This is a genomic window from Neobacillus sp. KR4-4, assembly GCF_042136325.1.
In the GTDB taxonomy this organism is placed as follows: Bacteria; Bacillota; Bacilli; order Bacillales; family Cytobacillaceae; genus Neobacillus.
In genome coordinates this window covers 221138-236808 of the sequence record NZ_JBHHJU010000003.1, presented here as the reverse complement: position 1 = coordinate 236808, position 15671 = coordinate 221138, and the positions used below count along the sequence as shown (strand labels likewise).

Genomic DNA, 15671 nt, shown 5'->3' with positions numbered 1-15671 from the left:
TTATTTTGCGCTAAAAGTCTTTAATTCTGCACGAGTACCAGGAACTTTCACTGAACCTGATTTAATTTTGTCAGTCCAATCTTTAACAGATGTTTCAATCGCAGCCTTGTTCGGTGCTTTGCTATTGATTGGAGCTAACCCAACACCGTCTTCAGCAAGACCGTATAATGCCACTTCCCCACCAGGGAAGTTACCATCTTTCGTTTTTGTAGAAACGTCATAAACCGCATTATCTACGCGTTTAAGAGCGGAAGTTAAAACAATATCTGGACCCATGTTTGCTTGGTCACTGTCAACCCCGATAGCCCAAATTTCACGAGATGGATCTTTTTTCTTAAGGTCATTAGCTTCTTTAAATAAGCCTACACCTGTACCACCAGCAGCGTGGAAAACTACATCATCGCCTGAAGAATACATTTTCGAAGCAATCGATTGTCCAAGCTCTGCTTTATCAAATGCACCAGCATATTGAATGTCAACAGTCGCTTCAGGTTTTGCGGCTTTAACACCAGCTACAAAGCCTGCTTCAAAACGTTCAATAACTGCCCCTTCAATACCACCAATAAATCCAATTTTATTGGATTTAGTTGTCATTGCTGCTGCAACTCCTGCAAGGAATGATGCTTCTTGTTCTTTAAATAGAATGCTTGCAACATTTGGTTGTTTGACTTCAGAGTCAACAATTGCAAAGTGATGATCCTTTTGTTGCTTTGAAATTTCTTCCACAGCACCTTGCATCAAAAATCCAATACCGAATACTAAATCAAAATCTTGACGGGCAAGAGTGTTTAAGTTGGTAGCGTAATCTGCATCTGATTTTGATTGAACGTAATCATATCCGCCTTTACCTTTTGATAATCCGTTATCTTTACCAAATTTCTGAAGACCTTCCCAAGCAGATTGGTTAAATGATTTGTCATCAACACCACCAACATCAGTAACCATTGCTACAGAGAATTCATTTTTCTTTTCTCCGCCTTTTGATGTATCTTTGTTTGTATTATCACTTTTTCCACATGCTCCTAATAGTGTACCAGCAGCAAGAACAAGTGATAATGCCGTTCCAATTTTACGCTTTTTCATGGTATTGACCCCCTATGAATATGGATTGATTAAGTAAAAATGTTTGAATAGCAAGACTGATTGCGTTTTCAAGATGGATGAAAAAAATTTAAATTCTTTTCCTTAAAACATGAAAACTAAACTTGTCTGCTTTAAAATAGTTTACCGAAAAAAGAATAGGTTCATCCATTTCATCGAAATGCATTTGCTTTAAGACTAACAATGCAGTTTCTGGTTCACATTCTAGAATTGGGGAAATTTTTTCATGATAGCCTAAGGGCTCAATTTGAGCAACGGCGTATGTAATTCTTCTGTTAGCTTTTTCTTCCAAAATATGAAAGATCGATTCTTCTGCATGTGAAAATGTTTCCGGCAGAATACGTTTGGGTACCTTGTCGACACAATAAACGACTGGCTCCCCATTGGCGGTTCTAACCCTCTCCATCACGAAAATCTCCTCATCAATAGAACAGGAAAAACGGCGAATATCCTCTTCGGTAGCATCTTGTGTTGATGAACTAAGGAAAATTGTTCCAGGAGTCATTCCAGCTTGTTTAATCATGGCTGTTACACTATTAAGTTGTTCTATACCTGATGTAAACAAGGGCTTTACATTAACAAAAGTACCCACGCCATGTCGTCTAATGATGACATTTTCTTCTTCGAGGATCCGTAATGCTTCTCGAAGAGTTGCTCTGCTCACACCAAGATGTTTGGCAAGATCAAACTCAGAAGGTAATTTCTCTTTTTCTTTATATACCCCATCTGCTATATCTTGCTTTAGACGATCGATAACTTGTAGGTATAAATGCCGGTTATCTGATTTTATAGACATCCTGTATCCTCCAGCCTTTTCCTTAGACATCAGACATCTGATATCATTTCTACTAATCGAAATTTATATTAACACTTTTTTGGGTATAAATAAATAGCTATTTATAAATTTTGTCGATAATGGGGAAGGTTATGTCACAAATGTATCAAGGAAATTTTTCCTATATATTATTTTGGATTTTTTGAGTAATTTCACCCACAAAAAAAACAGCCCTTATTATGATAATTTTCCCATCATAATAAAGGCACTATATTTTCTAGTCTACCTTTTACAGTTTCTAGAAATTTCACCAACTAATTTATGAACTTTGTTCTTCTTTATCTATTGGTTTCGCCTGCAAGACAGCTCGTGGCTTACTGCCTTCATAAGGTCCAACGATCCCACGTGCCTCCATTTCGTCTATTAATCTTGCTGCTCTTGTATACCCAATACGAAAACGTCTTTGTAACATAGAAACAGATGCTGTTTGCATTTCGATAATTAAGTCAACTGCCTCTTCATAAATATCATCATCGACCGCACCCGTTACTTCTGGGATATCATCTGGTATCATTTCATCCTGATATTGCGCTTTTTGCTGTCCAATTACAAATTCTACCGTATCCTCCACTTCTTGGTCCGAAAGGAAAGCACCTTGAACTCGAACTGGCTTTGATTCTCCAACTGGAAGGAATAACATATCGCCTCTGCCTAACAGTTTTTCTGCACCACCCATATCCAAAATTGTCCTGGAATCGGTAGCACTGGATACGGCAAAGGCAATTCTTGATGGAATATTTGCTTTAATTACCCCAGTAATGACATCAACAGATGGCCGTTGGGTTGCAATAATTAAGTGAATTCCTGCCGCACGGGCCATTTGTGCAAGGCGGGTAATCGAATCCTCCACATCTGAAGAGGCAACCATCATTAAGTCTGCTAACTCATCAACAATAACGACAATAAATGGCAGCAATGGCTGTTTATCATTTTCTTCTAAGTTGTGCCTTCTTACATGTTCATTATAGCCCTCAATATTACGCGTTCCCGTATGGGAGAACAAATCATAACGTCGTTCCATTTCGCTTACTACTTTTTGCAATGCTTGTGAGGCTTTTTTTGGATTCGTTACTACCGGTGCTAATAGGTGTGGAATCCCATTATAAACATTCAATTCAACCATTTTCGGGTCAATCATCATTAATTTTACTTCATGAGGCTTTGCTCGCATCAATATACTAGTGATAATTCCGTTTATACATACACTTTTTCCGCTTCCAGTTGCACCAGCAACCAACAAATGGGGCATTTTATTTAATTCCGCCAAAACAGCCTCACCAGTAATGTCTCTGCCTAAACCAATTAACAGTTTTGAGTCGGGCTTGTCATTTTGGGTTGCTTCTAATACCTCACGAAGTGAAACCATTGCCACCTCTGAATTAGGGACCTCTATTCCAATCGCTGATTTACCAGGGATTGGCGCTTCAATTCGAATTCCTTTAGCAGCTAGTGCTAATGCTAAGTCATCACTTAGACTGACAATTTTACTTACCTTTACACCTACATCGGGATGAACTTCATATTTTGTAACAGCTGGTCCTAAATGTACTTGAGTAACTCTCGCCTTTACTCCAAAGCTTTGAAATGTTCTCTCGAGCTTTGCCGCATTCGCATGGATTTGTTCATATTCTCCACTTTGGTCTGCTTTTCTTGGCAAACTTAACAATCTAAGCGGGGGTAACTCATAGTCGATATTCTCGACTTCTGTAAAAGTGATTGGCGGTATTGGATCTTCATTTTCTTCCGGCTTGCTTTTAGTTTGCTTCGTTTCTGCAGGCTGATTTGTTTCAATTACCTCTTCGACATAGGCCCTATCTGCAAAGCTAGAAATAATTGGCTCTGGAGAACTGATTTCTTCCTGAGGTGATTGTGATTCTGTAGTTGATCTTGTCTGGCGATTCTGTTCACTGTTCTCCTGCACTTGTCTTCTTTGTGTAGTTCTTTCTGCTTTTTTCTCCTGTTGTTTTTGTTTCCATTCTGTCATATCGGTTTTAAATGCATCCCATTGACTTTTTGAGAAATCAACAAGAACCATCATGATTTTCGCAACAAAATCTCCAAAAGATTTTCCAGTTAGTAAAATAACTCCAATTAGGATGAAAATAAAAGCAATAATTTTCGTCCCGGTCTCTGCAAATAAATAATGAAATATAGCAAATAATACTGCCCCAAGCATTCCCCCACCTAAATCGGTTGTGCTTGTTTCACCTCTTAGTTCCATCATAAATAATTCCCATGTATTGCTGATCACACTGGGGTCTTTAAATTTCCCATCATTGGTTAGCAAATGAAAAAGCGTGACATGACTTAGGAGCAGAATCGCTGAAGTAATAAAGTACACTCCAACTAATTTAATATGGAAGAAAAAAGGAATAATTCGTTTCCACATTAAATAAACGCTTAATACAACTAGTCCAATTAAACTGAGCATATACCATTCTCCCATCCAAAATCGGAAGAAAATCACGGTTGCTTTTCCTACTGCACCAAGTTTTGCTATCGATATGATTGCAATTGCTAAAATGGCCAATGCGGATAATTCAAATTGAACAGTCTTTTTCAAATGGTTATCTCTTTTTTTAGGTTGTCTTCTCTTTTTCTTTGCCATCTAATCACCCTGTGTTTATTATGGTATATTATTCCTTTAGTATCTAACATCCCTGTATAAGAGGGTAAAAAGGAAGAAAGCAGCCTTACTGGCTGCTTTAGTGTCTTCCCTTGATTATACCATAATCTTCTATTACATAGCGGACAATCCGTCCAGGTTCGCGAAAGAAATTTTTGCTCCCGGACATAGTTGGTCATCCAAGTAATGCTGGGGATCTGTACTTAGATTCCGGATGACTTGAACATTTTGACCATCTACAAACTCTACCATGAGGGGTATGCCCTGGTAACTGACCATTTGTGGTTGTCTGGGTGATTCCACCTCATAAGGAAAAATTAATTCGGGTGGCACCATAGTATAAAGTATCATTGGATCATCCCCTCATCCTTTTCTTTATGTAGGTCAATCATTTCATTTAACTTTTTCATTGCCTGTCCAAGCCCGCCTACTTCATCAATTAAACCTGTCTTAACAGCATCAACACCAATTACATTCGTTCCAATATCCCTAGTTAAATTTCCTTTTGCAAACATTAAATCTTTAAATGTTTCTTCACTAATTTTTGAATGCTTGGTTACAAAGTTAATGACCCGGTCTTGCATTTTATCCATATATTCGAAGGTTTGCGGCACACCAATTACAAGACCCGTTAATCGAATAGGGTGGATCGTCATGGTTGCCGTTTCAGCAATAAAGGAGTAGTCACAGGAAACAGCAATTGGAACTCCAATGGAGTGGCCTCCTCCTAATACAATGGAAACCGTCGGCTTTGACAGAGTCGCAAGCATTTCAGATATAGCTAGGCCTGCCTCAACATCCCCGCCAACCGTATTTAAAATAATGAGAACACCCTCTATTTTAGGGTTTTGTTCTATTGCTACAAGTTGAGGAATGATATGCTCATATTTTGTTGTTTTGTTTTGTGGTGGCAGTGCCAAATGCCCTTCAATTTGACCAATAATTGTCAAACAATGAATTTTAGAATCTGTTGACAGCTGCGGGACATTTGTTTGTCCTAGCTGCTGAATTTTTTCTATTAATGCAGAAGATGGTTTATCCTCTTTTTGAGGTTCGCCGCCTTCTTGACTCGCAGTTTTATCCTTTTGAAAATCGTTATTCATCCTTAATACTCCCTTCAAGCATGATATAGGTTAGTATTATCTTATAAGGTAAAATCATGCCAAAAATAAAAAGCACTGGATGTCCAGTGCTTTCATTCTAGATTTCCATAATGATTGGGAGAATCATCGGTCTTCTTTTTGTTTTTTCATATAAATTTCGATTTAATTCTTCTCTTATCTCTTGCTTTAAACTAGACCATTCAAATGTTTCTTTGGCAATATTTCTTTCTACAATGTCACGAACTAGTTTTGTTGACTCCTCCATCAACTTCTCCGATTCGCGAACATAAACAAATCCTCTAGAAATAATTTCAGGACCAGCTGCTATACTCTTGTCTTGTTTTTTCAATGTCACTACGACAATTAGGATTCCATCCTGCGATAAGAGCCTTCGGTCACGTAGGACGATATTCCCGACATCACCAACACCAATGCCATCGATTAGAATATTCCCAGAAGGAACCTTACCCGAAATGGCTAGTCTGCCTTCCTTCCATTCTAGAATATCTCCACGGTCAGGGATAATAATTTGTTCATCTGTGAGACCACATTCCAAAGCTAATTTTCGGTGCGCTTTAAGCATCCGATATTCACCATGTACAGGAACGAGATATTTCGGCTTCATTAAGTTAATCATAAATTTTAATTCTTCTTGACTGCCATGACTTGATACATGGATCGTCCTTTTACCCGATATAACATTAGCACCAGCTCTAAAGAGCAAGTCGATTGTTTTAAATAAAAATACTTCACTGCCTCTAAGCGGGGAAGCGGCAATCAAAACCGTATCTCCTTTTTGGATGTTAACCACTTTATCCATTTGCTTTGCCATTCTCTGCAAAGCCTCGATCGGTTCACCCTGACTCCCAGTCATTAATACGACAATTTCATGATCCTGATATTCTTTTAACTGACTGACAGGAATAATTAGATCTTCTTCTACTTCTAAATATCCTAAATCAAGGGCAATATGATAGATCCGCTCCAAGCTCTTACCGACCACAGCCACTTTACGTCCGTTTTCCTTTGCTGAGTTAAAAATATGTTGAATTCTATTTATATCCGAGGCAAAACATGCTGCAATAATCCTCCCAGGTGCATTATAGAAGGTATTGGACATTTCCCGTTCCACAATTGCTTCTGATGCAGTATAACCAGGCTTTTCAGCTTCCGTACTATCAGACAATAAACATAAAACCCCTTGTTCTCCAATAGCTGCCATCTTTCCAATTTCAGGTTTATAAAGCTGTGTAGCCGCCTGATCAAATTTAAAATCACCTGTATAAACAATGGATCCTTCAGAGGTATGAATGCAAATCCCCACAGAATCTGGAATACTATGATTGGTTTTAAAGAAACTAACATCAACTGCATCTAAGTTAACAATCGTATCTGACTGCACTTCAATAAAATTTGTCTTACTAAAATAATCCTGTTCTCTAAGCTTTGCACTTGCAAGTGCCAGTGTGAGCTTTGTTCCATAAACAGGCACATCAATATGGGTAAGAACATATGACAATGCCCCAATATGATCTTCATGTCCATGAGTAAGGAAAATTGCCTTTAACCGTTCCTTATTTTCTTTTAAATATGTAATATCCGGAATGACAATATCTATGCCTAGCATTTCTTCCTCGGGGAACATTAAGCCGGCATCAATAATAAATATATCCTTGTCCACTTCGACAAGATACATATTTTTTCCGATTTCTCCTACGCCACCAAGTGAGATTACCTTAATGGAGTTATTAATTTTGTTTATCAATTTGTAAATCCTCCTATGTTGTAACTAAATTTATTTAATTGAACTCCGAAAAATGTCTAGCTGTAGCTCCGCTCTATAGGGTGCATCCGCCTTTCTTATTTCCGATCCAAATCAGTTATAATTATTATACTTGATTTTTGAAAACCTTTCCAATAAAAATGCAATAATGACTTTTTCTGATGGCTCTGTTAAAGTTGCCAGTTGATTTCCGCTCCAATCAACAGGCTGCCAAAATATACAATAAGCCTTAACACTGCCTTTTAAATCAAAAAGCCAACCGACTTTTTGATCCGGTTGGCTTTGACTATTCATTTTATTTGTTTTAATAGAGTAATTAATGTTGTTCGTTCTTGTTCTGTCAGCCCAACGAGTGGGAGCCTTACTGACCCGACATCTAATCCTGATACCTGTAAAGCCGTTTTTACAGGAGCAGGACTCGGTGCAGCAAATAACCCTTGCATAATTGGGAGAAGCTGTTGATGCATTTTAGCAGCCTTTTCGTTTTCACCATTAAAAAAAGCTTTAACCATTTCCTGCAGTTGATTCCCAATAACGTGAGATGCAACCGAAATTACACCTACCCCGCCAATAGAAAGCACAGGGATTGTCATACTGTCATCCCCACTATATAAAACAAAATCATCATCTGTATTAGCAACGATATGTGTCATTGCATTAAGATCACCGCTTGCTTCCTTAACTGCAACAATATTTGCTATCTTTGATAATCGAATAATCGTATCAGGATGGATATTAACTGCAGAACGGCCTGGTATGTTGTAAACCATTACCGGCAAGGAGGTTGCTTCTGCAACAGCCTTGAAATGCTGATAAAGGCCTTCTTGATTTGGTTTATTATAATAAGGAGCAACAATCATTATTGCATCCACTCCAAGCTGCTCAGCTTTTTTTGTTAATTCAATGGATGCATAAGTATTATTGCTTCCTGTTCCAGCTATTACTGGAATGCGCTTATTTACTACTTTAACAACATGATCAAATAATGCCAGTTTTTCTTCCTTAGACAAGGTTGGAGATTCACCAGTGGTCCCAGCAATTACAAGGGATTCTGTTCCATTTTCAATTAAATAATTCACTAATTGCGTGGTTTTAGCAAAGTCAATATGTCCTTTTTTATCAAAGGGAGTTACCATTGCCGTCGAAACTCGCCCGAAATGAACCATATTTCTACTCCTCTCAATACCATCAAGCATAATTAAATCCACAATTCATCTTAGGGATTTACTATTCATTTGAAGATAACTTTTATAATTCAGTAATATTAAATTCTACTGATTCATCTTCTAACTGAAAGGCATCATGAAGGGCATTAACCGATTTAACTAAATCATCCTGCTTTACAAGTACCCAAATCGTAGTATGACTATCTGCAGATTGTAATATACGAATCCCATAATCCGATAAAGCCGTCACGATTTTGGAGGTAACACCAGGGACACCGGCAATTCCTGCACCAACAACAGAAACCTTAGCACAATGACGCTCAACGACGGGGTCATTGCCTAATTCATTTAGAACTGTAATTGCACGATCAGTCATTTCTTCCGTAACTGTATAGATTACACCATTAGGAGAAATATTGATAAAATCTACACTGATGCCTTCATTGGCCATCGCCTTAAATACTTCAGCCTGCAAGTAATATTGATCCTTTTTTGCAAAGACTTTAATTTGGGTAACATTTGAAACATGAGCGATTCCGGTTACAACACGTTCCTTAATATCACTGCCACGATTATTTTTATTTATGGATGTGACCAATGTTCCTAAATTATCTGAATAGGTTGAGCGAATCCGGATTGGCACTTTTGCCTGCATAGCGATTTCAACCGCCCTAGGGTGAATGACCTTTGCACCTTGATAAGCCATATTACACACTTCTGTGTAAGTTACAACAGATAGTGGTCTTGCATTTTCAGCAATACGCGGGTCTGCTGTCATAATTCCTTCCACATCTGTAAATATATCAATATACTCAGCATTTAGGGCAGCTCCTAAGGCAGCCGCTGAAGTGTCACTTCCACCCCGGCCAATGGTTGTCATATCACCATTATTTGCCGCACCTTGAAAGCCTGCTACCACGACAACATCATTACTTTCTAACTCACTAAGCAACCGATCACATTGCATATCAATAATTTTTGCATTTGTATGGTCATTGTTTGTACGGAAACCTGCTTGTGCACCAGTTAATGATACAGCACTAATTCCGCTCTCAAGCAGCATATTCACAAACACAACACTAGATATAACTTCACCACATGACAATAATAAATCATGTTCGCGTTTTGAAATTTTACTTAAATTTCCACCGACTAAAGAAAGTAATGAATCTGTTGCATAAGGGTCACCTTTTCTTCCCATCGCGGAAACTACAACTACCACTTTATAGCCATCAGCTAAAGCTTTTTCGATATGGCTCTGAGCATATTTTCTGCTTTCTTCATCTTTTACAGATGTACCGCCAAATTTTTGAACAATAATTTTCATGGTGACACAAAAACCTGCCTTTGTGATGTAACTTTATTTTACAATACCTAATTTCACTAAACTTTCTGCGATTTGGACAGAGTTCCAAGCTGCTCCTTTAAGCAAGTTATCAGAGACAACCCACATATGAAAACCACGAGATTCATCGAGGTCCTTTCTAATTCGACCGACAAAAACATCATTTTTCCCAACGCAATTTGCAGGCATTGGATATAGTTGATTTTCTGGATCATCTTGTAAAATAATACCTGGAGCATCCTTTAATAATGCTTTAATGTCATTCGCACTAACATCATCCGCTTCAATTTCAAAATAAACTGATTCAGAATGACCAACTGCTACAGGAAGTCGAACGCAAGTTGCAGAAACCTGTAACTCTGATAAGTGCATGATTTTTTTAGTTTCATTAATCATTTTCATCTCTTCAAATGTATATCCGTTATCTTGAAATTTATCGATTTGTGGAATCGCGTTAAAAGCAATTTGATAGTGATTTTTATCTGATTTCACTGGTAAAATCTTTGGTTCATATGCTTCTTCGTTTAAGATTGACTGAGTTTGCTGCATTAATTCCTCGACAGCTGCTGCACCTGAACCGGAGACAGCTTGATAAGTGGAGACGATAACTTTCTTTAAACCAAATTGTTGACGAATTGGCTCAAGGGCAACAACCATTTGAATGGTGGAACAATTTGGGTTAGCAATAATCCCATTATGTTGATGAAGGTCTTCTTCGTTCACTTCTGGTACAACTAAAGGTGTATTCTCATCCATTCTAAAAGCGCTAGTGTTGTCCACCACGATCGCACCACGCTTAACTGCTTCTGGACCAAGCTCCTTTGATACACTACCGCCTGCACTAAAAAGGGCTATCTCAACGCCTTCAAAACTCTCAGGCTTTGCTTCTTCAATCGTATATTCTTGACCATTAACATCTACTTTTTTACCTGCTGAACGTGCTGAAGATAATAGGGTAAGTTTTCTGATTGGGAAGTTTTCTTTCATTAATGTTTGTATCATTTGTTGTCCGACTGCTCCTGTTGCTCCAACAACAGCAACGTGATATCCATTTTGTTGAGTCATTACTAGTTTTCCCCTTCCATACTCATCGTTGTACATAACTGGTTATATACTTTAAAAGGAAATCGCCTGTATAAAGCATCCAGCATGTTATTAATAATTTTTTATTTCTCATCAGTGGGTTGAATCTTCCCACTGATGATAGAATAATTTATTTTAACATATTCCTTAAAAGAAATAACCTATTTTGATGAATGAAGGAATTATTAGTCAGAATCTTTATACCTTTCTACTAATACAGGTTGAATTTGTTTCCCTTCGATAGCTGCTTCAACTGTTTCTGTGAGCAATGTCATTCTTGCAACCATTGAATTTGGTTTTTTAATTGGATCATCCTGCCCATATGGAATAAAGTATATATTCTTGGTAGCCATTAATCTCATTAAATTTACTCCATTTAAACCGAGTGCATCATTTGTTGAAATCCCCAGCACCACTGGTTTTAAGTTACGCAGTGTTGCTTTTGCTGCCATTAATACTGGACTATCGTTCATGGCATTCGCAAATTTACTCATTGATACCCCTGTTAATGGAGCAATTACCATACAATCTAAAGGAATTTTTGGTCCGAGCGGCTCTGCTTTTACAATGGAGTCGATCACTTTGTTTCCTGTTAAATCTTCAATTCTTTGGATCCAATCTTCTCCTTTTCCAAAGCGGGTATCTGTATTTTTAACCGTAAAAGTAACGACAGGCATTACCTCTGCACCGGCTTGAACTAACTTTTCAATTTCTGGGAATACTGCATCATACGTACAATGAGAGCCAGTTAAGCCAAAGCCAATTCTTTTACCTTTTAAACTCATTTCACTTTCCCCTTTCGCTTTCTTAAATCATCTTGAAGCAGTTGGGCAAGAACATTGGCCAAAATTTGACCCGCCGTTTTTGGAGCGACAATCCCAGGCAGTCCCGGTGCAAGCAATGCTTTAATCCCTCTTTTTTCAGCATAACGAAAATCAGTACCTCCTGGCTTGGAGGCCAAGTCAATAATAAGCGTATGTGAAGGCATTTTTGAGATAACCATCGCTGTTACGATCAAATGTGGTGCTGTGTTTATTAAAATATCAGTGTCTTTTACTTCATTAACTAGATTATTTAAATGGAATGGTGTCAATCCCATCTCAGTAATCCGAGCTATATGCTCACTTTTCCTTGCTCCCACCTTAACTTTTGCTCCTAGTGCAGCAAAGGTTCTTGCCACACTCATCCCCACTCTCCCTAAGCCTAGAACCGCAATATTTGACCCATGTATGGTAAAGTCGGTATGTTGAATCGCCATCATTATTGTCCCTTCAACCGTTGGAATTGAATTGTAGATGGCCACATCATCCCTTTCAAATAATTGTATAAGAGTTCGTTTAGCTTCCTTAGTAATTCCATTTAAGTAAGGATTGCTAATTCCGGAATAAACCGTACAATGCTCGGGGGTCTTTGCAAGCATATCCCCTGTCAAAATAACCTTTTCATTAGAAAAGATTGTTTCTACCTGACCTTCTAAATTTGTACCGGGTACTGGCAGGATAAGGTTATCCATATTTGAAAAATCTACTTCATCCAACTTTTCCTTGACCGCACCTGTAAATGCGTGATCAAGTTGCTCAAAACCAATAAGCGATAATCTCGCATCTAATTCGGTTAACTTGCGGATGATTTCCAGCTGTCTGGCATCCCCGCCAATCACGGCAATCTGCATCCCTGTCAGCATGAAAACATTCACCTTCTTTTTTTAAAAATCCTACTAAGAGAATCCTTTTCTATATATCACTCCACCATCTTATGTCGGTTCTCTTCATTCGGTGAGTTTTCCATACGTACTAAATAAAAAAGCCCAAGCAAGATGAATCTTGCTTGGGCCTCCATGGGCTTGCGTGTATTAATCCTCGTCTGGTACATCGATAATGATCATATCAGAGCCTATTTTTTTTATATGATGCCACGGAACCCTAATTTCTTCCCCTTGTTTTCGAAAACCAAACCATTTTATAGAAGGGATAAGCAGTGCCTGAATTTGGCCTGTCCCTTCATTAATTTCTAAATCAGTTTGTCCGAGTACTCCCATTCGTTCGGCCTTTTTTACATCAACAATTTCTTTCCCGCTTAATTCACTCAATCTCAATGCAAATGCCCCCCTTCCTTTCCACCTTACTAATAGTCTATAGGAGGAAGTCCATATTTAGACTAAAGAAAAGATTTCAGAACTTAGTGGTGAAGTTTTCCTATATAAAAAGAGGTATCCATCTAAATGGAATACCTCTTCTTTTTATGCAAGTTTATTAGGAAATTCTCCGTCTGGGCTTATCAAAGTGACAGAATATTTATCTGTAAAGATATTTCTTGCCATTTCATCGACTCCGTTTTTTGTAACCGAATCAATCTGTTCAATTATTTCATCAAGTGAACGATGACGTTTTAATAAAAGTTCATTTTTTCCATTCCGGCTCATCCGGCTATTTGTGCTCTCAAGACTTAGCATCAAGCTGCCTTTTAGCTGCTCTTTGCTATTCGTTAATTCCTTTTCAGTAATTCCATCTCGCTTCAATGTATTAAGTGTTTCTTGAATGGTATCAAATAATACATTCAGCTGCTTCGCACCAGTTCCACCGTATAGTGTTACAATACCACTATCTTGGTAAGCAGAATGGTATGAGAATACTGAATACGCTAAGCCCCGTTGTTCGCGAACCTCTTGGAACAATCTTGAGCTCATACTGCCGCCTAAAATATTATTTAAAGTAATTAGGCTGTAAATATCTTCATGGCCGACCTTTAATCCTTCATAACCTATACATAAATGGGCCTGTTCTGTTTCTTTTTTCCGCGAGATTTGATTCGAATGAAAAGTAGGAATATTTTCAGTAACTTGACTGTTACCACCTTTATAGGAACCAAAATACTTTTCAACTTCTTTAATAAATGCATCAGTAACATTTCCTGCAATTGAGATGACCACATTTTCTGGAGTATATCTCTCATGAATGTATTCATTTAGAGTTTCTCCAGTAAATGTATTAAGTATTTCTTCTGTCCCTAGAATCGGATAGCCTAATGGATGGTCTCCAAAAACAGCCCTGCTCAATAAATCATGAACGATATCATCAGGGGTATCTTCATACATTTTTATTTCTTCTAAAACTACATTTCTCTCTTTGTTTAATTCCTCTTCCACAAATGTGGAATTGAAGAACATATCTGCGAGCACATCTAGTGCAAATTGGGAATGAGTATCAAGAACTTTAGCATAATAGCATGTATATTCCTTAGATGTAAATGCATTCACCTGTCCGCCAATGCTATCAAAGGATTCAGCTATTTCCTTCGCAGATCTCGTGGTGGTGCCTTTAAAGAACATATGCTCAAGAAAATGGGATATTCCATTGTTCTCGGGGTTCTCATCTCTTGAACCAGTACCAATCCAAACACCAATTGCTACCGAACGTACGGTAGGAATATTTTCTAAAACAATTCTTACGCCATTTTGGCAAGTGTATTTATTAATCATCGACTTCCTCCAGTCTATAAACAAACGCAGCTACTTCTCCATCTTACATTATACTTATAATGTTGTATTTTCTCCAATTTCCAGTATTTCTTACGTTAAAATTATTGCACTCTTTCTTCGCTCATCAACTCAGAAACTGTTCCGATTTTTAAATCCTTTTGTTTAATTTGAGTGATTAAGCGATCAAGTGATTTTGCAGTAGACTCAGTTGGATGCATAAGAACCATTGAACCATTATCAATTTTTGACATGACACGGGAAATCAGCTGATCTGGAGATGGTTTTCTCCAATCAACCGTATCAACCGTCCACATAACCGTCTTCATTTTAAATTCAGCAGCCACTTTTATTGTTTCATCCCGATAACTGCCACTAGGCGGGGCAAACCAAATACATTTCTTACCGGTAGCAGCTTCAATAATTTCGTTGGTTTTTTGAATTTGTTCTCTGGCCCTGCTAGCTGTTAATTGCTTCATATCAGGGTGAGAATAAGAATGATTACCGACCTCATGGCCAGAAGTAACGATCAATTTAGCGAGTTCAGGGTTTTTCTTAGTCCAATTTCCTTCCAGAAAAAAACTAACCGAAACATTTTGCCTTTTTAATGTAGCAAGCATTTCTGATAAATATTCATTGCCCCAGGCCACATTAATAATAAAAGCTACCATTGGTTTATCAGGATTCCCTTTATAAATAGGGGATGGCGGTAAATCATTAAGGTGCACCTTAGGCTTAATCTCGGTGAAGACGAGTTTCTTTTCATTAAAAACACCTTTGCTTTTCATATTTTTATATGATGCGGCAATGTCAACCTCACGTCCATTATAGCCTGGAATTGCTTTCCAGACCCTGTCTATAGTTGCATCTTTAGGCGATATTTCATATGTAGGAGCATTTTTAATAATGCTTTGATAAAGAGGGTCTGATTCTTTTACTGCTGGCAAAGATGATTCCATTTTGAAAGATAAATATTTGCTAACAAATGGATTACTTACCGCGATCCATCCGGCTACACATATGATTATAATGAAATAAACCTTTTTCATCTAACTTTCCCCCTTTCCATAAAGATTATGTAAAGAAAGGACAAGGTAGAACTGTCGGTTTAATACAACTAATGCTATTATAAGAAGAAAAAAGGAACATGTTTA

The 15671-nt window shown here is 37.8% G+C and carries 14 protein-coding genes; all 14 read right to left on the bottom strand.

Annotation, left to right across the window (positions count from 1 at the left end; all coding sequences use genetic code 11):
* The 14 genes from ACE198_RS04635 to ACE198_RS04570 all read right to left on the bottom strand — a co-directional run bounded on the left by ACE198_RS04635 (position 1) and on the right by ACE198_RS04570 (position 15566).
* The gene (locus tag ACE198_RS04635) at positions 1 to 1083 is read right to left on the bottom strand and encodes a BMP family lipoprotein (protein ID WP_251456064.1); all 1083 of its coding nucleotides are present in this window, start codon (positions 1081 to 1083) and stop codon (positions 1 to 3) included.
* Positions 1084 to 1171: 88 nt separating this feature from the next.
* Positions 1172 to 1897, bottom strand: coding sequence for a GntR family transcriptional regulator (locus ACE198_RS04630; protein WP_098571714.1), 726 nt, complete (start codon positions 1895 to 1897; stop codon positions 1172 to 1174).
* 298 nt (positions 1898 to 2195) lie between these two features.
* The gene (locus tag ACE198_RS04625) at positions 2196 to 4544 is read right to left on the bottom strand and encodes an FtsK/SpoIIIE family DNA translocase (RefSeq protein ID WP_251456065.1); all 2349 of its coding nucleotides are present in this window, start codon (positions 4542 to 4544) and stop codon (positions 2196 to 2198) included.
* Between the two features lie 132 nt (positions 4545 to 4676).
* Positions 4677 to 4913, bottom strand: coding sequence for a YlzJ-like family protein (locus ACE198_RS04620; RefSeq protein ID WP_251456066.1), 237 nt, complete (start codon positions 4911 to 4913; stop codon positions 4677 to 4679).
* Positions 4910 to 5665 (bottom strand): ClpP family protease, encoded by a 756-nt coding sequence (locus ACE198_RS04615; RefSeq protein ID WP_251456067.1) that lies wholly within the window; start codon positions 5663 to 5665, stop codon positions 4910 to 4912. The genes ACE198_RS04620 and ACE198_RS04615 overlap by 4 nt, the downstream gene beginning before the upstream one ends.
* Before the next feature lie 97 nt (positions 5666 to 5762).
* Positions 5763 to 7430, bottom strand: a complete 1668-nt coding sequence (locus tag ACE198_RS04610) for a ribonuclease J (protein ID WP_375374803.1) — start codon at positions 7428 to 7430, stop codon at positions 5763 to 5765.
* A gap of 308 nt (positions 7431 to 7738) precedes the next feature.
* Positions 7739 to 8614, bottom strand: coding sequence for a 4-hydroxy-tetrahydrodipicolinate synthase (dapA, locus tag ACE198_RS04605; RefSeq protein ID WP_375374802.1), 876 nt, complete (start codon positions 8612 to 8614; stop codon positions 7739 to 7741).
* Positions 8615 to 8696: 82 nt separating this feature from the next.
* The gene (dapG, locus tag ACE198_RS04600; RefSeq protein WP_375374801.1) at positions 8697 to 9941 is read right to left on the bottom strand and encodes an aspartate kinase; all 1245 of its coding nucleotides are present in this window, start codon (positions 9939 to 9941) and stop codon (positions 8697 to 8699) included.
* 33 nt (positions 9942 to 9974) lie between these two features.
* A complete protein-coding gene (gene asd, locus ACE198_RS04595; RefSeq protein WP_375374800.1) occupies positions 9975 to 11024 on the bottom strand; it encodes an aspartate-semialdehyde dehydrogenase in 1050 nt (349 codons plus the stop codon).
* Between the two features lie 203 nt (positions 11025 to 11227).
* Positions 11228 to 11827 carry a dipicolinate synthase subunit B gene (gene dpaB / locus ACE198_RS04590; RefSeq protein ID WP_026566481.1) on the bottom strand — a complete coding sequence of 200 codons (600 nt, stop codon included), beginning with the start codon at positions 11825 to 11827 and terminating at the stop codon, positions 11228 to 11230.
* Entirely contained in the window at positions 11824 to 12726 is a 903-nt protein-coding gene (gene dpaA / locus ACE198_RS04585; RefSeq protein WP_251456073.1) for a dipicolinic acid synthetase subunit A, read from the bottom strand. The genes dpaB and dpaA overlap by 4 nt, the downstream gene beginning before the upstream one ends.
* Positions 12727 to 12894: 168 nt before the next feature.
* Positions 12895 to 13137, bottom strand: coding sequence for a YlmC/YmxH family sporulation protein (locus ACE198_RS04580; RefSeq protein WP_098571704.1), 243 nt, complete (start codon positions 13135 to 13137; stop codon positions 12895 to 12897).
* 144 nt (positions 13138 to 13281) lie between these two features.
* Positions 13282 to 14520, bottom strand: coding sequence for a M16 family metallopeptidase (locus ACE198_RS04575; protein ID WP_251456075.1), 1239 nt, complete (start codon positions 14518 to 14520; stop codon positions 13282 to 13284).
* Between the two features lie 101 nt (positions 14521 to 14621).
* The gene (locus ACE198_RS04570) at positions 14622 to 15566 is read right to left on the bottom strand and encodes a polysaccharide deacetylase family protein (protein ID WP_251456077.1); all 945 of its coding nucleotides are present in this window, start codon (positions 15564 to 15566) and stop codon (positions 14622 to 14624) included.
* Between the last annotated feature and the right edge of the window lie 105 nt (positions 15567 to 15671).